Raw genomic sequence first — 23,137 nt, 5'->3', positions numbered from 1 at the left:
CCGCATCCGCCAAGGATGGAGTCATGACGCAACGCCCCGTCCTCGTCGTCCTCTTCGACGACGTCCAGAGCCTCGACGTCACCGGCCCCGTCGAGGTGTTCGCCGGTGCCGGCCGCGCCGCCGGCGACCCGTCCGCCTACCCGATCCGCACGGCCTCCCTGGACGGCGGACCGGTCCGTACGCACAGCGGACTGCGGCTGCTCCCCGACACCTCCCTCGACGCCGCCGTCGCCGACGGGCCCCCGCACACCCTCGTCGTCCCCGGCGGCGAAGGCACCCGCGCGCCCGACCCGGCCCTGATCGACTGGCTGCGCACCCAGGCCCCGAAGGCCGGACGCCTGGTCTCCGTCTGCACCGGGGCCCTGCTCCTCGCCGAGGCCGGACTCCTCGACGGACACCGGGCCACGACCCACTGGATCGCCTGCGACCACCTCGCCCGCCGCCACCCCGAGGTCGAGGTGGACCCGGACCCCATCTTCGTCCGGGACGGCCGGCTCTCCACCTCCGCCGGGGTCACCGCCGGCATCGACCTGACCCTCGCCCTCGTGGAGGAGGACCTCGGCCGGGACGTCGCCCTCACCGTCGCCCGTCACCTGGTCGTCTTCCTGCGCCGCCCCGGCAATCAGGCCCAGTTCAGCGCCCAGCTGGCCGCCCAGACCGCCCGCCGGGAGCCGCTGCGGGACCTCCAGGCCTGGATCACCGAGCACCCCGAGGCGGACCTCTCCGTCGAGTCGCTGGCCGCCCGCGCCCGGCTCTCGCCCCGCCACTTCGCCCGCGCCTTCCATGCGGAGACCGGCGTCCCGCCCGGCCGTTACGTCGACCGGGTCCGGCTCGAACACGCCCGCCGCCTCCTGGAGGAGACCTCGCGCGGCGTCGAGGAGGTCGCCCGCGCCTCCGGGTACGGCACGCCCGAGGCCATGCGTCGCGCCTTCCTGAAAGTCCTGGGAACCGGCCCCGCGGAGTACCGCCGCCGTTTCCACGCGGTCCTGGCCTGACCGTCCGCCCACGTCGTCACCATCTGCCGTCGTCGGTCGGCCCCGTGGTCGACCGGCCCGCCGTCGACGTTCCCCCCACCGAAAGGAACCTCCGTGCAGATCGCCGTCCTGCTCTACGGCCGCTTCACCGCCCTCGACGCCGTCGGCCCGTACGAGCTGCTCGCCCGCCTGCCCGGCGCCGAGACCGTCTTCGTGGCCAAGGAGGCCGGACCGGTCCGCAACGACCAGGGCAGTCTCGCGCTCGTCGCCGACCGGAGCCTCGCCGAGGTCCCGCGCCCGGACATCGTCCTGGTCCCCGGCGGCCCCGACGCGCGGGTCGCCATGGACGACCCGGAGATCCTCGACTGGCTCCGTACTGCCGACGCCACCAGCACCTGGACCACCTCCGTCTGCACCGGCTCGCTGATCCTCGCCTCCGCGGGCCTGCTGAAGGACCGCCGGGCGACCACCCACTGGCTCGCCTTCGACGAACTGCGGGCGCTGGGCGTCGAGCCCACCGGCGAGCGGGTCGTCTTCGACGGCAAGTACGTCACGGCCGCCGGCGTCTCCTCCGGCATCGACATGGCGCTGCACCTGCTCGGCCGGATCGCGGGGGACGAGACCGCCCAGACGATCCAGCTCCTCACCGAGTACGACCCGCAGCCGCCGTACGACGCGGGCTCGCCGGAGAAGGCCCCGGCCGCGATCGTCGCGCACTGGCGCGGACGGCCCGTCGAGTCGGTCGCGCGGGACTGACTCAGAGGCCGTACGTGAAGCGGGGCGCGCGGCGCTCCAGGAAGGCGGCGACGCCCTCCGCGGTGTCACCGCTGCCGCGTGCCTGCTCCGCCCAGTGGGCGTCCCGGTCCAGGCGGCCGTTGGCGAACTCCTTGGCCGCCGCCTGGGTGAGCAGCGAGCGGGAGGCGAGCAGCCGGGCGAACTCGGCCACCCGCTTGTCCAGCGCGCCCGCCGGGTGCAGCTCGTCCACGAAACCGGTCCGCAGGGCTCGCTCCGCCTCCATCAACTCGCCCGAGAACAGCAGGTACTTGGCGGTCGAGGGGCCGACCAGGGCGGTGAGCCTGCGGGTCGAGGAGGACGGGTAGACGATTCCGAGCTTCGAGGGCGTGATCCCGAAGCGGGCGCCCTCCTCGGCGAAGCGCAGGTCGCAGGCGGCGGCGAGCTGGCTGCCGCCCCCGACGCAGAAGCCCCGCACCGCCGCGACGGTCGGCTTGGGGAAGGCCGCGAGCGCCTCCTCGGCCCGTACCGCGAGCGCCTGCTGCTCGTCCCCGGGCTCCCGCAGCGCCGAAATGTCCGCCCCGGCGCAGAAGGTGTCGCCCTCGCCGGTGAGGACCAGCACCCGGACGGCCGGGTCGGCGGCGAGCCGCTCCAGGACGGTGGGCAGGGCGCGCCACATGCCGACGCTCATGGCGTTGCGCTTGGCGGGGTTGGAGATGACGACGGTGGCGATCCCGTCCGTGACGCTGTCCTTCAGCTGCGGCTCCATGGGCCGGATGCTATCCGCCGGGCCCGAACGTACGATCAGGAAGGGGTCGCTCCGAGGAGGCATCGCATGGCCAAGGACGCCCGAGGGCCGCGAGCCGACCCCGACGCGGTCCGGGAGCTGGCGCGCGAGGGGAAGAAGCTCAACCGCAGCTTCAGCTGGCTGGCCGCGTTCGGCATCCTGCTCGTGCTCGGCGGTGTCGTCGGTCTGGTCTACACGGGGGCCGCCACGCTGACCTCGATGCTGCTCTTCGGCTGGCTGCTGCTCATCGGCGGCGCCGTGGGGCTGCTCCAGGCCATCCAGTCGCGCGGCACCAGCTACTTCTGGCTCGCCGTGGTGGTGGCCGCCCTGAACATCGCGGCCGGTGTCGTGGTCATCCGTCACCCGGAGGGATCGGCGGAGACGCTGACGATGTTCGCCGCCCTGCTCTTCCTCACCGGCGGGCTGTTCCGGCTGGTGGGCAGTGTGGTGGTGCGGGGGCCGCAGTTCGGCTGGACGCTGCTCCAGGGTGCCTTCGGGCTGCTGCTCGGCCTGCTGGTCCTGTTCGACTGGCCGCACAGCAGCCGGTACGTCATCGGGCTCTTCTTCTCGCTCTCCCTGCTCTTCGACGGGCTGGGCCTGATCGCGATCGGGGTGGGCGGCAGGCGGATCGTCAGTATGGTGTCGCCGTCGCCGTCGCCGTCGCCGTCGCCGTCGCCGTCGCCGTCGCCGTCGCCGTCGCCGTCGCCGTCGCTGGAGGACCCGCTTCCGGAATCCTCAGAAACCGCGCAGGATCAGTCGAACAACTGACGTTGGCATACTCAGCCGATCAGAAGGTGACCGATAGGTGTCGACTTCTGGTCAGTAGGTCGGTCCGCTCGCGCGTATTGCCAAGACTCGATCCGTGGCGAGAATCGAGCACGAGGGTGGGAACGGGACCGTGGAGACCCACGAGGGTGTCCCCGCCCGGCAACCGTCCTACGAAGGAGTCTGGCGCTTCACCGCTGCGGCGGTCGACGTCTCCGTCCCGCAGGCCCGGCACGCCGTACGCGACCTGCTGGTCCGCCAGGGCGTCCCCGTCCGCGAGGAGATCATGGACGGCCTGCTGCTGATCGTCTCCGAGCTGGTGACCAACGCCGTGCGGCACGCGGCGCTGCTCTCCCCGGAGATAGCGGTGGAGGTCGCGATCGGCCCCGAGTGGGTCAGGGTGTCCGTCGAGGACAACCACCCCTACCGCCCCAAGGCCCTGGAGGCGGACTGGGGGCAGACCGGTGGTCGGGGGCTCCTCCTGGTCCGCGAGATCGCCCAGGAGGCCGGCGGCGCCTGCGACGTCGAGCACACCGCGAGCGGCGGGAAGATCATCTGGGCGGCGCTGCCCCTGGGGCCCGTCTGACGGGCCCGCCGGGTCCGGATCCGGCACACACGGCCGGAAGCCCCCGGCCCCGATGGAACCCGGGGCCGGGAGACGCGCCGGGGGTCACCAGCCCCCGGACGGACCCGTCAGCTCCCTGATCGCCGGTCGCGCCGCGTCCAGGACCGTCATGAACCAGGCGGAGAAGGGCGCGGCGGCGTGCCGCTCGGCCAGCTCGTCGGCGGTCACGAAGTCGGTGGACTCGATCTCCTCCGGGTCCGGCCGCGGCGCGGCCTGCACGAGCCCGACGAAGAGGTGGTTGAACTCCTGCTCCACCAGGCCCGAGGCCGGGTCCGGGTGGTTGTAGCGGACGGTGCCGGCCTCCGCGAGCAGCGTCGGCGAGACGCCCAGCTCCTCGAAGGTCCGCCGGGCCGCCGCGGCGAACGGCGCCTCGCCCGGGTAGGGGTGGCCGCAGCAGGTGTTCGACCAGACACCGGGGGAGTGGTACTTGCCGAGCGCCCGCCGCTGGAGCAGCAGCCGGCCCGACTCGTCGAAGAGGAAGACGGAGAAGGCGCGGTGAAGCTGCCCCGGTGCCTGGTGCGCGGCGAGCTTCTCCGCGGTGCCGATGGTCCTCCCCTCCTCGTCGACCAGTTCGAGCATGATCGGCGCCGGGACTCCGGACGGCTGGACACCGTTCGACGTGATCTCCGGCGAGATCTGAGCCGCGGTGGCTGGTGTGGTCGGCATACCCATCCTTCGCATCGGTCCTCGGCCCGGTGGGGCCCCCACAGTGTGCCGTACAAAAGCGGCTTGTCCGCACTTCGGCGTCCGGACGTGGCCGCTCCCACCGCACCGGAGTACACGCGGTGCGGCGGGAGCGGCGCCCTTCACGGGGCGTCTAGACCCCGAAAGCCGCCGGATAGGCGATCGTGCCCGAGGGGACGGGCTCCGAAGCGTCCAGGACGAGCGCCATCATGGCCTCGTCCGGAACCTCGAAACCTGGCTTGATTCCATACGCGGACGCCCGTACGAACCCGAACCGGGGGTAGTACCCCGGATGGCCGAGTACGAGCACGAGCCGCTCGCCCCGCAGCCGGGCCGCGTCGAGCACCGCCTGGACGACTGCCTGCCCCGCACCGGTGTTCTGGTGCTCCGGAGCGACCGCGACCGGCCCGAGGGCCGCCGCGGGCACCCCGTTCACATGGCAGCGGGAGATCAGCGCGTGCGCGGCGACCGTGCCGTCCGGCGCCTCCGCCACGTACGACAGGCCCGGCAACCAGGCTCCGGCGTCGGCGCGGAGCGCGTCGACGAGCCCGGCCTCCTCCGGGGTCGGGAAGGCCGCCGCGTTGACGGCCCGCACGGCGGCGGCGTCCCCGTCGGTCTCCGGCCGGGTGCGCCAGCGCGGATCGGCGACCCGCAGGACGAAGCCGGCGTACCCGTAGTCGGAGCCGTGCTCGCGCCGCAGCGCGATCTCGGCGCGGGCCCCCGCCACCGCCTCGGCCATGCCGGGCACGGCGGTGTCCGCCGCGTCGGCGTGCGCGGCGAGCGGGACGTAGTACTCGTCCCAGTCGCTCTCGGGCTGCGGGACGGTCCCCAGGACGTGGTAGCCGGCCGCCACGGCTGCCGCCGCGTTTTCGGCGACGGTACGGAGGGTGTAGTGCTCCTCCCAGAAGGCGCGGGCCGTCGGGCCCGGCTCCTCGGCGGTCCAGACGCACTCGGTGAGCACCAGCGTGCCCCCGGGGGCCAGGAGCCGGCGCCATTCGGCCAGCGCCCGGTCGAAGCCGAGGACGAAGACCGAGCTCTCCGCCCAGACCAGGTCGAAGGAGCCGTCGGGGAACGGCAGCGCGCCCATGTCGGCGTTCAGGGTGCGGACCGCGCCGTCGAGCCCGCGGGCGGCGGCGGCCTCCCGCAGCTCCGCGAGGAACGGTTCGTGCGTGTCGACGGCGGTCACCTCGGCGCCCGCCTCGGTGGCCAGGAGCAGCGCGGAGCGGCCGGGGCCGCAGCCCAGGTCGAGGACGCGCGGACGCTCCGGAAGGCGGCCCGAGAGCGCGAGGAGCCGACGGGTGGTGGTGTCGGAGCCCGGACCCTGGCGCGGAAGGCCGTGGTGCAGGGCGAAGAAGGAGTCGTGCAGAGCGTTGTCGGACAACGTGGAAACCCTTGGGTGAAAGGGCCCCGGCCGACGACGTGACGTACCGGTGGAAGGACCGGGATCAGGTCAGCCGGAGACCCGGAGGCTGAGGGACGACCGGGTGCTGCCGCACTGGGCAGCCTCCATCGCGACGGTCATCAACCTCAGCTCCTCTCCCCACGCGTTCGTACGACGAGACTAACAGCAGGGGCCGCTCAGAGGCAGAGCTTCGCCTCGTGCTCCGCGTGCCCGGCCGGCTCCAGCTGGAAGGTGCAGTGCTCCACGTCGAAGTGCGAGCCCAGGCAGCCCTGCAGGGCGTGCAGCATCTTCTCGTGCCCGACCGAGTCGAGCGCGTCCTGGTCGACGACCACGTGCGCGGAGAGCACCGGCATCCCCGAGGTGATCGTCCAGGCGTGCAGGTCGTGCACGTCCTCGACGCCCGGCAGGGCCAGGATGTGCGCCCGCACCTCCGCCATGTCGACGCCCTTCGGAGCCGCCTCCAGCAGGACGTCCAGGGTCTCGCGCAGCAGCTTGACCGTGCGCGGCACGATCATCAGTCCGATCACGATCGAGGCGATCGGGTCCGCGTACTGCCAGCCCGTCGCCAGGATGATCGCGGCCGCGACGATCACGGTGACCGAACCCAGAGCGTCCGCGAGCACCTCCAGATACGCCCCGCGCACGTTGAGGCTCTCCTTCTGGCCCCGCATGAGCAGCGACAGCGAGATCACGTTGGCCACCAGGCCGATCACCGCGAACGCGATCGCGAGCCCGCCCTTGGTCTCGGCCGGCTCCAGGAACCGCTGGATCGCCTCGTACAGCACGTATCCGCCGACGATGAGCAGCAGCAGACAGTTGGCGAGCGCGGCCAGGATCTCGGCCCGGGCGTATCCGAACGTGCGGTTCCCCGAGGGGGGCCGGTTCGCGAAGTGGATCGCGAGGAGCGCCATCGCGAGGCCGACCGCGTCGGTCGCCATGTGCGCCGCGTCCGCGATCAGGGCGAGCGAGTCGGCGACCAGACCGCCGACGATCTCGATCACCATCACGGAGAGCGTGATGCCGAGCGCGATCCGCAGCCGGTTCCTGTACGCGGCGGCCGCGGTGCCCGTCGGCGGCGGGCCGCCGTGGCCGTGCCCGTGATCGTGTCCAGCCCCCATGACAAGGCCTCCCGGTCGTGTCGAGTGTGTGCCCCGGTTCGCAAGTGAACTACGGGTGGGGGGTATGCGCAACACGGTACTGAACACCGTTGTCATATGCTCTGACCTGCGACGACGTCAGAGCGGGGGATCGCGCCGCCGGCCTCCCGGGACGGGGTTTGTGGGGCGGGCCGCCGATCACCCATGATGATCTCCGCGGAACGCGGCGCACCCGGACGGACACGGACGGTCTCGGGGGAGTCCTGCCGGCGAAGCCTCGGTGAAATCGCGTTCCGTTCATCCGATAGCCTCAGCCGACGTGTCGCCGCCCGGTGCCGGGCCGCACCGCCGCGCCGGGGCCGCCATGGCCCCGCCGGCCCCTCCGTCAGCTCCAAGGAGTGAGTTCGTCTGTCGACCGCCATCCTCACCGGCCCGCCGGCACCCGGATCCTCGCTCGACGGTGATCTGCGGTCGCTCGGCTTCGACGTCCGGATCGCCTCCGGCGCAGAGGAGGCCGGCGCCCTGCTGGCCGCCGTCCCGGCGGGCGAGCGCGTCGCGCTCGTCGACCCCCGGTTCGTCGGTCACCTGCACGCGCTGCGCCTCACCCTGACCGACCCCCGCTTCCCCGCGGCCGCCGCCCCCGGCGCGCTGACCGCCCAGCGGGAGGCCCGCCCCGCGCTCGCCCGCGCCCTGGAAGCGGTCTCCACGGCCGCCGGGGCCACCGGCAGCGGCACGCTCACCGACGCGCACGGCCTCACCGACTCGCTCGCCGAGGCCCTCGACGCCGGCGGCGTCGCCGTCCACCGGCCCCAGCTCGGCACCCTCGTCGCCACCGTGCCCACCGACGCCGAGGCCCGCCACGAGGCCCGCGCCGCCGTCGACGCCGTCGACGACGAGGCCGTACGCCTGCGCTCGGCCGTCAAGGCGCACGACGGCTTCTTCACCACCTTCTTCATCAGCCCGTACTCGCGCTACATCGCCCGCTGGTGCGCGCGCCGCGGCCTCACCCCGAACCAGGTCACCACCGCCTCGCTGCTCACCGCGCTCATCGCGGCCGGCTGCGCGGCCACCGGTGCGCGCGGCGGCTACATCGCCGCAGGCGTCCTCCTGCTGGTCTCCTTCGTCCTCGACTGCACGGACGGGCAGCTCGCCCGCTACGCGCTGAAGTACTCGACGATGGGCGCCTGGCTCGACGCCACCTTCGACCGGGCCAAGGAGTACGCCTTCTACGCGGGCCTCGCCCTCGGCGCCGCCCGCAACGGCGACGACGTGTGGGCGCTCGCCCTGGGCGCCATGGTCCTCATGACCTGCCGGCACGTCGTGGACTTCTCCTTCAACGAGGCCAACCACGACGCCACGGCCAACACCAGCCCGACCGCCGCCCTCTCCAGCAAGCTGGACAGCGTCGGCTGGACGGTCTGGGCCCGCCGCATGATCATCCTGCCGATCGGCGAGCGCTGGGCGATGATCGCCGTCCTCACCGCCGTCACCAGCCCCCGGATCGTCTTCTGGGCCCTGATCATCGGCTGCGCCTTCGGCGCCTGCTACACCACGGCGGGCCGCGTCCTGCGCTCCCTGACCCGCAGGGCGAAGCGGACGGACCGGGCGGCGCTGGCGCTGGCGGACCTGGCGGACAGCGGTCCGCTGGCGGAGCTGGTGGCGAAGGCCGGCCGACGTCCGGGCGTCCGGCCGTTCTCCCGGTTTCCCGTGGTGATCGCGCTGGTCGGTGCGGTGTACATGCTCGCGTCAGCATGCCTCGACCCGTTCGGCAGCCCTTTCACGGTCATGGCTGCGGTGATCTACGTCGGTTTCGCCGGCGGCGCCGTCTCCCGCCCCCTCAAGGGCCCCCTCGACTGGCTGCTGCCGCCGCTCTTCCGCGCCGCCGAGTACGGCACGATCCTGATCCTCGCGGCGAAGTCGGACGCCCCGCAGGCGCTCCCCGCCGCATTCGGGCTGGTCGCGGCCGTCGCCTACCATCACTACGACACGGTGTACCGCATTCGCGGAGGCACCGGCGCGCCGCCCGCCTGGCTGGTGCGCGTCACCGGCGGACACGAGGGGCGCACGCTCCTGGTGACCGTCCTCGCCGCCCTGCTGGCGGACCGCGGCGACGACTTCACCCTGGCACTGACCGCGCTCGCGGTCACCGTCGCGCTGGTGGTGCTCGTGGAGTCCATCCGCTTCTGGGTCTCCTCCGGAGCACCCGCCGTTCACGACGAAGGAGAAACAGCATGATCGGCCTCGTACTGGCAGCCGGTGCCGGACGCCGTCTGCGCCCCTACACCGACACCCTTCCGAAGGCCCTCGTGCCGGTCGACGGTGACACCACCATCCTCGACCTCACGCTGAAGAACTTCGCCGAGATCGGCCTCACCGAGGTCGCGATCGTCGTCGGCTACCGCAAGGAGGCCGTCTACGACCGCAAGGACGCCCTGGAGGCCGAGTACGGCCTCAAGATCACCCTCGTCGACAACGACAAGGCCGAGGAGTGGAACAACGCCTACTCCCTGTGGTGCGCCCGTGAGGTCCTCAAGCGCGGTGTGATCCTCGCCAACGGCGACACCGTCCACCCGGTCTCCGTCGAGAAGACCCTGCTCGCCGCCCGCGGGAACGGCCAGAAGATCATCCTCGCCCTCGACACGGTGAAGAACCTCGCCGACGAGGAGATGAAGGTCATCACCGCCGAGGGCAAGGGCGTCCAGCGCATCACCAAGCTCATGGACCCGGCCACCGCCACCGGTGAGTACATCGGCGTCACCCTCATCGAGGCCGAGGCCGCCGAGGAGCTCGCCGACGCCCTCAAGGCCACCTTCGAGCGCGACCCCGACCTCTACTACGAGGACGGCTACCAGGAGCTCGTCAACCGCGGCTTCACCGTCGACGTGGCCCCCATCGGCGACGTCAAGTGGGTCGAGATCGACAACCACGACGACCTCGCGAAGGGCCGTGAGATCGCGTGCCAGTACTGACCCGGCTGATCCCCTCGCCGGTCGTCGTCGACATCCGCCGGGGAGCGCTGGACGACCTGTCCGCGCTCCTCGCGGACCAGCGGATCTCCAGCAACGGCAAGATCGCCGTCGCCATCAGCGGCGGCTCGGGCCTCAAGCTGCGTGACCACTTCGCCCCCGAGCTGCCCGGCGCCGACTGGTACCCGGTCTCGGGCGGCACGATCGACGAGGCCGTGAAGCTCGCCGACGCCATGCGCGGCAAGCGGTACGACGCCGTGGTCGCCCTCGGCGGCGGCAAGATCATCGACGTGACCAAGTACGCGGCGGCCCGGGTCGGGCTGCCGCTGGTGGCCATCGCCACGAACCTGTCGCACGACGGGATCTGCTCGCCGATCTCCACCCTGGACAACGACAACGGCCGCGGCTCGTACGGCGTCCCCACCCCGATCGCGCTGGTCATCGACCTCGACGTGATCCGGGACGCCCCCGTGCGGTACGTCCGCTCCGGCATCGGCGACGCGATCTCCAACCTCTCCGCCATCGAGGACTGGGAGCTCTCGCACCGCGAGAACGGCGAGCCGGTCGACGGCCTGGCCGCCGCCATGGCCCGCAGCGCCGGTGAGGCCGTGCTCCGCCACCCCGGCGGCGTGGGCGACGACGACTTCCTCGTCACCCTCTCCGAGGGCCTGGTGATGTCCGGCATCGCCATGTCCATCAGCGGCGACAGCCGCCCCTCCTCGGGCGCGTGTCACGAGATCAGCCACGCCTTCGACCTGCTGTTCCCGACGCGGGCGGCCAGCCACGGCGAGCAGTGCGGCCTCGGCGCGGCCTTCGCGATGCACCTGCGCGGTGCGCGGGACGCCTCCGGCGTGATGGTCGAGACGTTGCGCCGGCACGGGCTGCCCGTCCTGCCGGAGGAGATGGGCTTCACCGTGGACGAGTTCGTCCAGGCGGTGTCCTTCGCCCCGCAGACCCGACCGGGCCGCTACACCATCCTCGAACACCTCGACCTGTCCGACGACGAGATCAGGGACGCGTACGCCGACTATGCCAAAGCCATCGGTAACTGAGCTCCGTCCTTCGCGGAAGCCCTCGGTAGCTGAGCTCCGCCCGGTCGTCCACCCCCCGGGCGTGAAGGACCGGCGGAGTGGCGAGCACTGGGGCGGCCGCCTCTACATGCGGGAGATCTCGCTCAGGATCACCCGGCAGCTCGTCGGCACCAAGGTCACGCCGAACCAGCTGACGTACGTCATGACGCTCGCGGGCGTCCTCGCCGCACCGGCCCTGCTGGTGCCCGGGATCCCGGGGGCGCTGCTCGGCGCGCTCATGGTCCAGCTCTACCTGCTGCTCGACTGCGTCGACGGCGAGGTGGCCCGCTGGAAGAAGCAGTACTCGCTGGCCGGCGTCTACCTGGACCGGGTCGGCGCCTACCTGTGCGACGCGGCCGTCCTCGTCGGCTTCGGCCTGCGCGCCGCCGACCTGTGGGGCTCGGGCCGGATCGACTGGCTGTGGGCCTTCCTGGGCACGCTCGCCGCGCTCGGCGCCATCCTGATCAAGGCCGAGACCGACCTCGTCGGCGTCGCCCGCCACCAGGGCGGTCTGCCGCCGGTCAAGGAGGCGGCTTCCGAGCCGCGCTCCTCCGGGATGGCGCTGGCCCGCCGGGCCGCCGCCGCGCTCAAGTTCCACCGGCTCGTCCTCGGCATCGAGGCCTCGCTGCTCATCGTGGTCCTGGCGATCGCGGACCAGGCCAGGGGAGACCTCTTCTTCTCCCGGCTCGGTGTCGCCGTCCTCGCCGGCATCGCACTGCTCCAGACCGTGCTGCACCTCGTGTCGATCATGGTCTCCAGCAGGCTGAAGTGAGGCCGGCCGTGAGTACGCCGCTCAGGGTGGGTGCCGTCATCATCACGATGGGCAACCGCCCCGACGACCTGCGCGCGCTCATCGACTCGGTCGCCGCGCAGGAGGGCGACCCGGTCGAGGTCGTCGTCGTCGGTCAGGGCACCCCGGTCACCGGGGTGCCCGACTGGGTGCGGACCGTCGACCTGCCCGAGAACCTCGGCATCCCCGGCGGCCGGAACGTCGGCATCGAGGCCTTCGGCCCCGGCGGCACCGACGTCGACGTCCTGCTCTTCCTCGACGACGACGGGCTGCTCGCCCACAGGGACACCGTCGAGCTGGTCCGGCAGGCCTTCACCGCCGACCCGCGCCTCGGCATCATCAGCTTCCGGATCGCCGATCCGGAGACCGGGGCGACCCAGCGCCGGCACGTGCCGCGGCTCCGCTCGGCCGACCCGATGCGCTCCTCGCGGGTGACCACCTTCCTCGGCGGCGCCAACGCCGTCCGCACCAAGGTCTTCGCCGAAGTCGGCGGTCTGCCGGACGAGTTCTTCTACGCGCACGAGGAGACCGACCTCGCCTGGCGCGCGCTCGACGCCGACTGGATGATCGACTACCGTTCCGACATGGTGCTGCTGCACCCCACCACAGCCCCGTCCCGGCATGCCTCGTACCACTTCAACGTGGCCCGCAACCGAGTGTGGCTGGCACGTCGCAATCTGCCCGCGCCCCTGGTGCCGGTCTATCTCGGCGTCTGGCTCCTGCTCACGTTGGCCCGGCGGCCCTCGCCCTCCGCGCTGAAGGCGTGGCTCGGCGGATTCCGCGCGGGCTGGACGACCCCCTGCGGACCGCGCCGCCCGATGAGGTGGCGTACGGTGTGGCGCCTGACCCGGCTGGGTCGCCCCCCGGTCGTCTGACATCGTGGTACTCCACGTGCCGCGCATCTTGAACACGAAAGTTTCGACTGTGAGTGACACACACCTGGGCGGGGCGGTCGCGACGAGCGCGCCTCCGTCCTCCGTCGACGAGGGCCTGGAGCCGGCCGCCCTCGCCGCGAAGTACGGCCTCGCCGTCAGCGGAGCCCGGCCCGGACTGTTCGAGTACGTCCGCGATCTGTGGAGCCGTCGCCACTTCATCCTGGCCTTCTCCTCGGCGAAGCTGACCGCCCAGTACAGCCAGGCGAAGCTGGGCCAGGTGTGGCAGGTGGCGACCCCCCTGCTGAACGCCCTGGTCTACTACCTGATCTTCGGGCTGATCCTCGGCGCCGGTAAGGGCCTGAGCAAGGACGTCTACATCCCGTTCCTGGTCACCGGCATCTTCGTGTTCACCTTCACCCAGAACTCGGTGATGGCTGGCGTCCGGGCCATCTCGGGCAACCTCGGCCTGGTCCGGGCCCTGCACTTCCCGCGCGCCACCCTCCCGATCTCCTTCTCGCTTCAGCAGCTCCAGCAGCTGCTGTTCTCGATGATCGTGCTCGTGGCGGTCGCGATCTCCTTCGGCAGCTACCCCTCCCTCCGGTGGCTGCTGCTGCTCCCGGCGCTGTTCCTGCAGTTCGTGTTCAACATCGGGCTGGCCCTGATCATGGCCAGGATGGGCGCCAAGACGCCCGACCTCGCCCAGCTGATGCCGTTCGTCATGCGCACGTGGATGTACGCGTCCGGCGTGATGTTCTCGATCTCGGCCATGCTGGCGGACAAGCCGGCGTGGATCGCCGACGTCCTCATGTACAACCCGGCGGCGGTCTACATGGACCTGATCCGCTACTCCCTCATCGAGGGTTACGGCGCCGAGAACCTGCCGTCGCACGTCTGGATGACCGCCCTCGCCTGGGCCCTGGTCTTCGGCATCGGCGGTTTCGTCTACTTCTGGAAGGCCGAGGAGAGGTACGGCCGTGGCTGACACGAACCAGGACCGCGTCCCCACCGTCATCTGCGACGACGTCCACATCGTCTACCGGGTCCACACCGGAGGCGGAGGCAGGGGCAGCGCCACGGCGGCGCTCAGCCGGATCGTCGGCCGCGGCAAGGCCGAGGTCTCCCGGGGCGTCCGCAAGGTCCACGCCGTCCGCGGCGTCACCTTCACCGCCTACCGGGGCGAGGCCATCGGCCTCATCGGCACCAACGGCTCCGGCAAGTCCACGCTCCTGCGCGCCATCGCCGGCCTGCTCCCCACCGAGAGCGGCAAGGTCTACACCGACGGGCAGCCCTCGCTCCTGGGCGTCAACGCGGCCCTCATGAACGACCTCACCGGCGAGCGCAACGTGATCCTGGGCGGCCTCGCCATGGGCATGAGCCGCGAGGAGGTGCGCTCCCGCTACGAGGACATCGTCGACTTCTCCGGCATCAACGAGAAGGGCGACTTCATCAGCCTCCCCATGCGGACGTACTCCTCCGGCATGGGCGCCCGGCTCCGCTTCGCCATCGCGGCGGCCAAGAACCACGACGTCCTCCTCATCGACGAGGCGCTCGCGACCGGTGACCGCAAGTTCCAGATCCGCTCCGAGGAGCGCATCCGCGAGCTCCGCAAGGAGGCCGGCACGGTCTTCCTGGTGAGCCACAGCAACAAGTCCATCCGGGACACCTGCGACCGGGTGCTCTGGCTGGAGAAGGGGCAGCTCCTGATGGACGGCCCCACGGAGGAGGTCCTCAAGGCGTACGAGCGGGAGACCGCGCGCTGAGGCCTGACGTCCAGGAGCCCCTGCCGGATTCATTCATCCGGTAGGGGCTCTTCCGGTTCCCGCGCGTCGCTCCCCCACCTGGAATGTTCATGCGGTTAACTTCGGGCAGGATGAGTCCATGCCAGCGACTTCGGCGGGAAAGACCTACCACCACGGCGATCTGCGCAACGCGCTGATCTGCGCGGCCGTCGACCTCGCCACCGAAGGCGGCCCCGAGCGGGTCGTCCTGCGCGAGGCCGCCCGCCGGGTCGGCGTCTCGCCCACCGCCGCCTACCGGCACTTCGACGGGCGCGGCGAACTCCTCCGTACCGTACGGACCCATGCCCGGCGGGAGCTCGCCGCCGCCATGGAGCGGGCCGCCGCCCGCGAGCCCGGGGCCGACGACCCCGGTCTCGCCGCCGAGCGCCGGGTCACCGCCCTCTGCCGGGGGTACGTCGGCTTCGCCGTGGAGCAGCCCGGCCTCTACCGGGCCGCGTTCTGCGTCCCCCGCCCCGCCGCCGCGGACGAGCCCCTGTCCGCCCGACCGTCCGCCGAGCCCGAGATCCGCGCGTTCACCCTGCTCAGGGAGGCGCTCGAAGCGCTCACCCGGCAGGGCGCCGCACGGCCCGGCGTCCGCCCCACCGCTGCCGCCGCGTGGTCGGCGGTGCACGGACTGTCACTTCTCCTGGTCGACGGGCCCCTTCGTCGTCTCTCCGCTCAGGGCCGCAGCGTCGTCGTCGAGGCGACCCTCGCGATGGTGGTCTCCGGAGCGGCTGCCCGCTGACCCCGAACTCCCTTGCGGAGTAGGCGCGTTGGCGGTCGGCGCGCGCCCCGTACGGGTGAGGCGCGCGACGCCCGCCACCCCGGAATGGCGAAGGTCGTCGTACAACGTAAGCTGGACCGGTCTGTTTCGCGGCAAGTAGGGCGATACCCGCGGCCATCGGGCCCGCAGGTGGCGGACCTACGGGCAGGGGTCGGCGGCGTGTCCGAAATAGGATGGATTGGATCGGCAGTGTAGAACGGGAGACGTGACGGCCATGACGCAGAATCTCCAGCTCCACGAGGGTGTCGCCGTCCCTCCGTCAGGAAGCGCCCAGTGACGGAGACCCGGCAGGCGCGCACCGACGCCTCCTCGCGCACCACACTCGGCAAGGCCGCGGACGAGAACTTCCCCGTGGCCCCCTTCTTCCTGCCCCGCGCCTGGCGCGACGACCTCATGGCCGTCTACGGATTCGCCCGGCTCGTCGACGACATCGGCGACGGCGACCTCGCCCCCGGCGGCGCCGACGCCCGCCACCTCGGCGTCGCCCCCGAGGCCGCCGGGGACCGGCTCGCCCTCCTCGACGCCTTCGAGGCCGACCTCCACCGCGTCTTCGACTCCACCCCGCACCACCCCCTGCTGCGCGCCCTCCAGCCGACCGTCGAGCGGTGCGGACTCACCCCCGCGCCCTTCCTCGGCCTGATCGCCGCCAACCGGCAGGACCAGCTCGTCCGCCGCTACGAGACGTACGACGACCTCCTCGCGTACTGCGAGCTCTCCGCCAACCCCGTCGGCCGGCTCGTCCTCGCCATCACCGGCACCGACACCCCCGAGCGGATCCGGCGCTCCGACGAGATCTGCACCGCCCTGCAGATCGTCGAGCACCTCCAGGACGTCGCCGAGGACCTCGCCCGCGACCGGATCTACCTGCCCGCCGAGGACCTGAGGCGCTTCCACGTCACCGAGCGCGACCTCGCCGCGCCCACCGCCGGCGCCTCCGTGCGGGCCCTGATCGCCTTCGAGGCCGAGCGGGCCCGCGCGCTCCTCCACGCGGGCGCCCCGCTCGTCGGCAGCGTCCACGGACGCCTCCGCCTCCTCCTCGCCGGCTTCAGCGGCGGGGGACTGGCGGCGCTCGACGCGATCACCGACGCCGGGTACGACGTGCTGACCGGCCCACCGAAGGCCACCAAGCCGAGCCTGATGCGCCAGGCGGGAGCGGTTCTGCTCCGGGCGCGGAGAGAGGGGTGAGCACGACCGTGGAGGCCCAGCACCAGCCGTCCGCACCGGTCCAGGCCGCCTACAGCTACTGCGAGGCGGTCACCGGACAGCAGGCCCGCAACTTCGCCTACGGGATCCGGCTGCTCCCGGCCGAGAAGCGACAGGCGATGTCCGCGCTGTACGCCTTCTCGCGGCGCGTCGACGACATCGGCGACGGCACGCTCGCGCCCGAGGACAAGCGGGAGCGGCTCGAAGCCACCCGCGACGTCCTCGACCGCATCCGCAAGGGCCTCGTCGAGGAGGACGACACCGACCCCGTCGCCGTCGCCCTCGCCGACTCCGCCCGCCGCTTCCCGATCCCGCTCGACGGCCTCGACGAGCTCATCGACGGCGTCCTCATGGACGTGCGCGGCGCGACCTACGAGACCTGGGACGACCTCAAGGTCTACTGCCGCTGCGTCGCCGGCGCGATCGGCCGGCTCTCCCTCGGCGTCTTCGGCACCCAGCCCGGCGCCCAGGGCGCCGACCGGGCACCCGAGTACGCCGACACCCTGGGCCTCGCGCTCCAACTCACCAACATCCTCAGGGACGTACGCGAGGACGCCGGGAACGGGCGCACCTACCTGCCCGCCGACGACCTCGCCAAGTTCGGCTGCGGAGACGGCTTCGGCAGCGAGACCCCGGCCCCCGGGGCCGACTTCGCCGGCCTCGTCCACTTCGAAGTGCGGCGCGCCCGCGCGCTGTTCGCCGAGGGCTACCGGCTCCTCCCGATGCTCGACCGGCGCAGCGGCGCCTGCGTCGCCGCCATGGCCGGCATCTACCGGCGCCTCCTCGACCGGATCGAGCGCGACCCCGAGGCCGTCCTGCGCGGCCGCGTCTCGCTGCCGGGCCGCGAGAAGGCGTACGTCGCGGTGCGCGGCCTCTCCGGCCTCGACACCCGCAGCATCGCCCGGCGCACCGTCAGGAGGCGCGCCTGATGCGCCCCTGCGCCCCCGCCCTCCGGGCAACCCCGGGCGCCGCCTCGGCGTCCCTGCCCGAGGCACCCTCGAATCAGACCGCGACGACGACCCGAACGGAGGCGGCGTGAACCACGAAGAAACCGAGCGGACCACCCCGCCGGGCGCGGATGCCCCTCCGGCCTCCGGCACCGGGCCGGTCTCCCGTGCCGTGCCGGGAGCGAGCTCCGGGTCGGTCTCCGGCACCGGTTCGGCCTCCCGTGCCGTGCCGGCCGCGAGCTCCGGGCCGGTCTCCCGCACGGGGCAGGCGTCGAGCGCCGGGCCGGTCTCCCGCACCGACCAGAACGGGAGCGCCGACACGGGCACCGCGACCGGCACCGCCACCGCGACCGGCACCGCCACCGGCAGTGGCACGGCGCCGGCCACCGGCACCGGCGGCGGCCGGCAGCCCCGCGCCGTCGTCGTCGGCGGCGGGCTCGCCGGGATCACCGCCGCGCTCCAGCTCGCGGAGAGCGGCGTCCACGTCACCCTGCTCGAAGGCCGGCCCCGGCTCGGCGGCCTCGCCTTCTCCTTCCGCCGGGGCGACCTGACCGTCGACAACGGCCAGCACGTCTACCTGCGCTGCTGCACCGCCTACCGCTGGTTCCTCGACCGGGTCGACGGCGCCCGGCTCGCCCCCCTCCAGGACCGTCTCGACGTCCCCGTCCTCGACGTCGGGCACCCCCGCGGCCCCCGGCTCGGCCGGATCCGCCGCGACGACCTCCCCGTACCGCTGCACCTCGCGCGCAGCCTCGCCACCTACCCGCACCTCTCCCTCGCCGAGCGTGCCTCCGTCGGCCGGGCCGCGCTCGCCCTGAAGAAGCTCGACCCCGCCGACCCGGCGCTCGACGGCATCGACTTCGCCACCTGGCTCGGCCGGCACGGACAGTCCCCGCGGGCCGTCGAGGCCCTCTGGGACCTCGTCGGCATCCCCACCCTCAACGCCCCCGCCCCGCAGGCCTCCATGGGGCTCGCCGCGATGGTCTTCAAGACCGGGCTCCTCTCCGAGCCCGGTGCCGCCGACATCGGCTGGGCCCACGTCCCGCTCGGCGAACTCCACGACACCCGGGCCGCGAAGGAGCTCGACGCCCTCGGTGTCCGTACCCTGCTCCGCACCAAGGCCGAGCGGATCTCCCGTACCGACGACGGACGTTGGTCCGTCGACGTGCCGGGGGAGCGGATCGAGGCCGACGCCGTCGTCCTCGCCGTCCCGCAGCAGGAGACCCACGGCCTGCTCCCCGAAGGCGCCCTCGACGACCCCGACCGGCTCCTCGACATCGACACCGCCCCCATCCTCAACCTGCACGTCGTCTACGACCGCAAGGTGCTGAAGCGGCCCTTCTTCACCACGCTCGGCTCCCCGGTGCAGTGGGTCTTCGACCGCACGGACTCCTCCGGACTCCTGAGGGGCGGGCCCGAAGGAACCTCGGACAAGGGTGGTGGGCGACGGGTGGGCCAGTACCTCGCCGTCTCCCAGTCCGCCGCCCAGGACGAGATCGACGAACCCGTCGCCGCCCTGCGCGCGAAGTACCTCCCCGAGCTGGAACGGCTCCTGCCCGCCGCCCGCGGCGCCGGGATCCGCGACTTCTTCGTCACCCGGGAGCGGACGGCCACGTTCGCCCCCACCCCGGGCGTCGGCCGGCTCCGGCCCGGCGCCCGCACCAGGGCTCCGGGGCTGTACCTGGCCGGGGCCTGGACCGCCACCGGCTGGCCCGCGACCATGGAGGGTGCCGTCCGCAGCGGATTCAGCGCCGCGGGCGCCGCGCTCTCCGCCCTCGGCCGCCGCCATGACCATCCGCTGCAGGAGGCGGTATGAGTGTGAGTACCGGAACAAGAGGAGAGACCGTGCCGACAGTGCCGCCGGGACATCCGGCCGTCGACACCGCGGACGTGTCCGCACTGCTGGAGCGGGGGCGGACCCTGTCCACCCCCGTACTGCGGGCGGCCGTCGACCGCCTCGCGCAGCCCATGGACACCGTGGCCGCCTACCACTTCGGCTGGATCGACGCGCAGGGCAACCCCGCCGACGGCGACGGCGGCAAGGCCGTCCGCCCGGCGCTCGCCCTGCTGTCGGCCGAGGCCGCGGGCGCCGCGCCCGAGGTCGGGATCCCCGGCGCCGTCGCCGTGGAGCTCGTGCACAACTTCTCGCTGCTCCACGACGACCTGATGGACGGCGACGAGCAGCGCCGCCACCGCGACACGGTGTGGAAGGTGCACGGCCCCGCGCAGGCGATCCTCGTCGGCGACGCCCTCTTCGCCCTCGCCAACGAGATCCTGCTGGAGCTCGGCACCGTGGAGGCCGGCCGTGCGACCCGCAGGCTCACCACCGCCAGCCGCAAGCTCATCGACGGGCAGGCCCAGGACATCTCCTACGAGCACCGCGAGCGGGTCACCGTCGAGGAGTGCCTGGAGATGGAGGGCAACAAGACGGGCGCCCTGCTCGCCTGCGCGGTGTCCATCGGCGCCGTCCTCGGCGGGGCCGACGACCGCACCGCCGACAAGCTGGAGGAGTACGGCTACCACCTCGGCCTCGCCTTCCAGGCCGTGGACGACCTGCTCGGCATCTGGGGCGACCCGGAGGCCACCGGCAAGCAGACCTGGAGCGACCTGCGCCAGCGCAAGAAGTCCCTCCCGGTCGTCGCCGCCCTCGCCGCGGGCGGCCCGGCCTCCGAGCGGCTCGGCGAGCTGCTCGCCGCGGACGCCAAGTCCATCGACTTCGACACCTTCTCCGAGGAGGAGTTCGCCGCCCGCGCGGCCCTCATCGAGGAGGCCGGAGGACGCGAGTGGACCTCCCAGGAGGCCCGCCGCCAGCACGCCGTCGCGATCGAGGCCCTGAACGAGGTGGACATGCCCGCCCGCGTGCGGGCGCAGCTCACCGCACTGGCCGACTTCGTGGTCGTACGGAAGAGATGATCACCATCACCCTGATATGAGTTCGCGGTCGCCGGCCGGCGCCACCCGGCGCCGGCCGACGGCAGACCCGCAGGAGCAGAAGGAACCGACTGCACGAAGGGGAAGCCATGACAGCGACGACCGACGGAAGCGCCGGGGCCGTGGGCCCTCGGGCAGCCGCGGCCAGCAAGACGAACGACACCGACGCCTTCGCGTCCGGCCTCGACGGCACCGCCGCGCGGGCCGTCGAACGGGCCGTCGAGCACCTGCTCGCCCGGCAGGACCCGGCCGGCTGGTGGAAGGGCGACCTGGAGACCAACGTCACCATGGACGCCGAGGACCTGCTCCTCCGCCAGTTCCTGGGCATCCTCGACGCCGACACCACCCGCGCCGCCGCCCTCCACATCCGCCGCCTGCAGGGCGAGGACGGCGCCTGGGCCACCTTCTACGGCGGCCCCGGCGAGCTCTCCGCCACCGTCGAGGCCTATGTGGCCCTGCGGCTCGCCGGAGACCCGCCCGAGGCCCCGCACATGGCCCGCGCCTCCGCCTGGGTCCGCGCCCGGGGCGGGATCGCCGCCGCCCGGGTCTTCACCCGGATCTGGCTGGCCCTCTTCGGCTGGTGGCGCTGGGAGGACCTGCCCGAGCTGCCGCCGGAGCTGCTCTTCCTGCCGAAGTGGTTCCCGCTCAACATCTACGACTTCGGCTGCTGGGCCCGGCAGACGATCGTGCCGCTCACCGTGGTCTCCGCGAAGCGCCCCGTCCGGCCCGCGCCCTTCCCGCTGGACGAGCTGCACACCGACCCCGCGCGGCCGAACCCGCCCCGGCCGCTCGCCCCGGCCACAGGCTGGGACGGGATCTTCCAGCGGCTCGACAAGGCACTGCACGTCTACCACCGCTTCGCCCCGCGCGCGCTGCGCGGGACGGCCATGAACGTCGCCGCCCGGTGGATCGTCGAGCGCCAGGAGAACGACGGCTGCTGGGGCGGCATCCAGCCACCCGCCGTCTACTCGGTCATCGCCCTCCACCTCCTCGGCTACGACCTCCGGCACCCGGTCATGCGGGCCGGCCTGGAGTCCCTCGACCGGTTCGCCGTCTGGCGCGAGGACGGCTCGCGGATGATCGAGGCCTGCCAGTCGCCCGTCTGGGACACCTGCCTCGCCACCATCGCCCTCGCCGATGCCGGACTCCGCCCCGACCACCCGGCGCTCGTGAAGGCCGTGGACTGGATGCTCGACGAGGAGATCACCCGGACCGGCGACTGGGCGGTGCGACGGCCCGGACTCCCGCCGGGCGGCTGGGCGTTCGAGTTCCACAACGACAACTACCCCGACATCGACGACACCGCCGAGGTCCTGCTCGCCCTGCGCCGGGTCGAGCACCCCGACCCCGCCCGGGTGGAGGCGGCCGTCGCCCGCGGCGCCCGCTGGACGCTCGGCATGCAGTCGCGCAACGGCGCCTGGGGAGCCTTCGACGCCGACAACACCAGCGCCTTCCCCAACAAGCTGCCGTTCTGCGACTTCGGCGAGGTCATCGACCCGCCCTCCGCCGACGTCACCGCCCACGTGGTGGAGATGCTCGCGTACGAGGGAATGACCGAGGACCCGCGCGCCCGCCGGGGCATCGAGTGGCTGCTCGCCGAACAGGAGCCCAACGGCGCCTGGTTCGGCCGCTGGGGCGTCAACCACGTGTACGGCACGGGCTCGGTGCTCCCCGCGCTCGCCGCCGCCGGACTGCCGGGCTCCCACCCGGCGATCCGCCGGGCCGTCGCCTGGCTCACGACCGTGCAGAACGACGACGGCGGCTGGGGCGAGGACCTCCGCTCGTACAAGGAGGAGGAATGGGTCGGGCGCGGCCCCTCCACCGCCTCCCAGACGGCCTGGGCGCTGATCGCCCTCCTCGCCGCCGGCGAGCGCGACTCCGAGCCCGTCCGCCGGGGCGTCGCCTGGCTGGCCGAGACCCAGCGGGAGGACGGCTCCTGGGACGAGCCGTACTTCACCGGAACCGGCTTCCCCTGGGACTTCTCCATCAACTACCACCTCTACCGGCAGGTGTTCCCGCTCACGGCGCTCGGGCGCTACGTGTACGGGGACCCCTCGCCGCGCAAGGCGGAGTGATGGGCCGCGAGCCCGGCCCGGGCGCCGGGCCGCCGCTGCTGATCGCCTGCGCGCTCGGCATCGAGCAGTTCGCCCTGCGCAGCGGGGAACGGGGCGGCGCACCCGGCCCGGTGACCGTGCTGCGCACCGGCATGGGGCCGGACCGGGCCCGTCGGGCCGTGTCCCGGGTGCTCGGCGAGGAGCCCTGGCGGGACGCCGCGGTGATCGCCTCCGGCTTCTGCGCGGGCCTCGCCCCCGGCATGCACCCGGGGGACCTGATCGTCGCCGACGAGACCCGCGGCCCCGACGGCGCGACCCTCTGCACCGGGACCGAGCTCCTGGCGAAGGCCCTCGTCAAGGCGGTGCCCGGGCGCGCCGTCCACACCGGGCCGCTGATCGGCTCCGACCACGTGGTGCGCGGCCCCGAGCGGGCCGCGCTGGCCGGCGGCGGCGCGATCGCCGTCGACATGGAGTCGGCCGCCACGCTCCGTACCGCGACGTCGTCCGGACCCCGCCCGGTTGCGGCCGTCCGGGTGGTCGTGGACGCTCCGGAACACGAACTGGTCCGGATCGGCACGGTACGCGGGGGAATATCAGCCTTCCGTGTTCTTCGTGCCGTCCTTCCCGCTTTCTTCGAATGGCACCGTTCTTTGCTGCTCCCCAGGAGGTGAAC

Annotated in this window: 22 protein-coding genes; 18 read left to right on the top strand and 4 right to left on the bottom strand. The window is 72.9% G+C overall.

The genetic code is table 11. The features are described 5' to 3' along the window. The first annotated feature begins 23 nt into the window (after positions 1–23). Together BLW86_RS06795 and BLW86_RS06790 are read left to right on the top strand one after the other, a co-directional pair. Positions 24–995, top strand: coding sequence for a GlxA family transcriptional regulator (locus BLW86_RS06795; RefSeq protein WP_093873174.1), 972 nt, complete (start codon positions 24–26; stop codon positions 993–995). 93 nt (positions 996–1,088) lie between these two features. Next, positions 1,089–1,730, top strand: coding sequence for a DJ-1/PfpI family protein (locus BLW86_RS06790; RefSeq protein ID WP_093873173.1), 642 nt, complete (start codon positions 1,089–1,091; stop codon positions 1,728–1,730). Between the two features lies 1 nt (position 1,731). Here BLW86_RS06790 and BLW86_RS06785 read toward each other — a convergent pair whose 3' ends face one another. Beyond that, positions 1,732–2,475, bottom strand: coding sequence for an enoyl-CoA hydratase/isomerase family protein (locus tag BLW86_RS06785; protein ID WP_093873172.1), 744 nt, complete (start codon positions 2,473–2,475; stop codon positions 1,732–1,734). A gap of 66 nt (positions 2,476–2,541) precedes the next feature. On the opposite strand from BLW86_RS06785, the gene BLW86_RS06780 reads away from it, so the two are divergent. Next, positions 2,542–3,261: an HdeD family acid-resistance protein gene (locus BLW86_RS06780; RefSeq protein ID WP_093873171.1), complete on the top strand. Its 720-nt coding sequence runs from the start codon at positions 2,542–2,544 to the stop codon at positions 3,259–3,261. 130 nt (positions 3,262–3,391) lie between these two features. Next, positions 3,392–3,844 carry an ATP-binding protein gene (locus tag BLW86_RS06775; protein ID WP_093873170.1) on the top strand — a complete coding sequence of 151 codons (453 nt, stop codon included), beginning with the start codon at positions 3,392–3,394 and terminating at the stop codon, positions 3,842–3,844. An 84-nt stretch (positions 3,845–3,928) separates the two neighbouring features. Here the strand turns inward: BLW86_RS06775 and idi are convergent, their stop codons facing one another. The 3 genes from idi to BLW86_RS06760 form a co-directional block, all read right to left on the bottom strand. Further along, a complete protein-coding gene (gene idi, locus BLW86_RS06770; RefSeq protein ID WP_093873169.1) occupies positions 3,929–4,549 on the bottom strand; it encodes an isopentenyl-diphosphate Delta-isomerase in 621 nt (206 codons plus the stop codon). A 151-nt stretch (positions 4,550–4,700) separates the two neighbouring features. After that, positions 4,701–5,948: a bifunctional class I SAM-dependent methyltransferase/N-acetyltransferase gene (locus BLW86_RS06765; protein WP_093873168.1), complete on the bottom strand. Its 1,248-nt coding sequence runs from the start codon at positions 5,946–5,948 to the stop codon at positions 4,701–4,703. Positions 5,949–6,145: 197 nt separating this feature from the next. Continuing rightward, positions 6,146–7,087, bottom strand: a complete 942-nt coding sequence (locus tag BLW86_RS06760; RefSeq protein WP_093873167.1) for a cation diffusion facilitator family transporter — start codon at positions 7,085–7,087, stop codon at positions 6,146–6,148. Positions 7,088–7,474: 387 nt separating this feature from the next. On the opposite strand from BLW86_RS06760, the gene BLW86_RS06755 reads away from it, so the two are divergent. The 14 genes from BLW86_RS06755 to BLW86_RS06690 all read left to right on the top strand — a co-directional run bounded on the left by BLW86_RS06755 (position 7,475) and on the right by BLW86_RS06690 (position 23,135). After that, positions 7,475–9,301 carry a DUF5941 domain-containing protein gene (locus BLW86_RS06755; protein ID WP_093873166.1) on the top strand — a complete coding sequence of 609 codons (1,827 nt, stop codon included), beginning with the start codon at positions 7,475–7,477 and terminating at the stop codon, positions 9,299–9,301. Further along, positions 9,298–10,035, top strand: coding sequence for a phosphocholine cytidylyltransferase family protein (locus BLW86_RS06750; protein ID WP_093873165.1), 738 nt, complete (start codon positions 9,298–9,300; stop codon positions 10,033–10,035). The genes BLW86_RS06755 and BLW86_RS06750 overlap by 4 nt, the downstream gene beginning before the upstream one ends. Then, the gene (locus BLW86_RS06745) at positions 10,023–11,084 is read left to right on the top strand and encodes an iron-containing alcohol dehydrogenase family protein (protein ID WP_093873164.1); all 1,062 of its coding nucleotides are present in this window, start codon (positions 10,023–10,025) and stop codon (positions 11,082–11,084) included. The genes BLW86_RS06750 and BLW86_RS06745 overlap by 13 nt, the downstream gene beginning before the upstream one ends. Further along, positions 11,062–11,874, top strand: a complete 813-nt coding sequence (locus BLW86_RS06740) for a CDP-alcohol phosphatidyltransferase family protein (RefSeq protein WP_093873163.1) — start codon at positions 11,062–11,064, stop codon at positions 11,872–11,874. The genes BLW86_RS06745 and BLW86_RS06740 overlap by 23 nt, the downstream gene beginning before the upstream one ends. A gap of 47 nt (positions 11,875–11,921) precedes the next feature. Next, positions 11,922–12,767, top strand: a complete 846-nt coding sequence (locus BLW86_RS06735) for a glycosyltransferase family 2 protein (RefSeq protein ID WP_093878536.1) — start codon at positions 11,922–11,924, stop codon at positions 12,765–12,767. A 49-nt stretch (positions 12,768–12,816) separates the two neighbouring features. Further along, positions 12,817–13,749 (top strand): ABC transporter permease, encoded by a 933-nt coding sequence (locus tag BLW86_RS06730; RefSeq protein WP_093873162.1) that lies wholly within the window; start codon positions 12,817–12,819, stop codon positions 13,747–13,749. After that, positions 13,742–14,527, top strand: coding sequence for an ABC transporter ATP-binding protein (locus BLW86_RS06725; protein ID WP_093873161.1), 786 nt, complete (start codon positions 13,742–13,744; stop codon positions 14,525–14,527). Before BLW86_RS06730 ends, BLW86_RS06725 begins: the two co-directional genes overlap by 8 nt. A 118-nt stretch (positions 14,528–14,645) precedes the next feature. Then, positions 14,646–15,290, top strand: coding sequence for a TetR/AcrR family transcriptional regulator (locus tag BLW86_RS06720; RefSeq protein WP_093873160.1), 645 nt, complete (start codon positions 14,646–14,648; stop codon positions 15,288–15,290). Positions 15,291–15,602: 312 nt separating this feature from the next. After that, the gene (gene hpnC, locus BLW86_RS06715) at positions 15,603–16,514 is read left to right on the top strand and encodes a squalene synthase HpnC (RefSeq protein ID WP_093873159.1); all 912 of its coding nucleotides are present in this window, start codon (positions 15,603–15,605) and stop codon (positions 16,512–16,514) included. Continuing rightward, on the top strand, positions 16,511–17,461 hold the full coding sequence (gene hpnD, locus BLW86_RS06710; RefSeq protein WP_093873158.1) for a presqualene diphosphate synthase HpnD: 951 nt from the start codon (positions 16,511–16,513) through the stop codon (positions 17,459–17,461). Before hpnC ends, hpnD begins: the two co-directional genes overlap by 4 nt. Before the next feature lie 106 nt (positions 17,462–17,567). Further along, positions 17,568–19,295 carry a hydroxysqualene dehydroxylase HpnE gene (gene hpnE / locus BLW86_RS06705; RefSeq protein ID WP_256341241.1) on the top strand — a complete coding sequence of 576 codons (1,728 nt, stop codon included), beginning with the start codon at positions 17,568–17,570 and terminating at the stop codon, positions 19,293–19,295. Continuing rightward, positions 19,292–20,392, top strand: coding sequence for a polyprenyl synthetase family protein (locus tag BLW86_RS06700; RefSeq protein ID WP_177181582.1), 1,101 nt, complete (start codon positions 19,292–19,294; stop codon positions 20,390–20,392). Before hpnE ends, BLW86_RS06700 begins: the two co-directional genes overlap by 4 nt. 107 nt (positions 20,393–20,499) lie before the next feature. After that, positions 20,500–22,485, top strand: a complete 1,986-nt coding sequence (gene shc / locus BLW86_RS06695) for a squalene--hopene cyclase (protein ID WP_093873156.1) — start codon at positions 20,500–20,502, stop codon at positions 22,483–22,485. Beyond that, complete coding sequence (locus BLW86_RS06690) at positions 22,485–23,135, top strand: phosphorylase family protein (protein ID WP_093873155.1); 651 nt, start codon at positions 22,485–22,487, stop codon at positions 23,133–23,135. Before shc ends, BLW86_RS06690 begins: the two co-directional genes overlap by 1 nt. Positions 23,136–23,137: the final 2 nt, after the last annotated feature.

The organism is Streptomyces sp. TLI_105 (assembly GCF_900105415.1).
In the GTDB taxonomy this organism is placed as follows: domain Bacteria; phylum Actinomycetota; class Actinomycetes; order Streptomycetales; family Streptomycetaceae; genus Streptomyces.
This window is presented reverse-complemented; position numbering and strand designations above follow the sequence as displayed.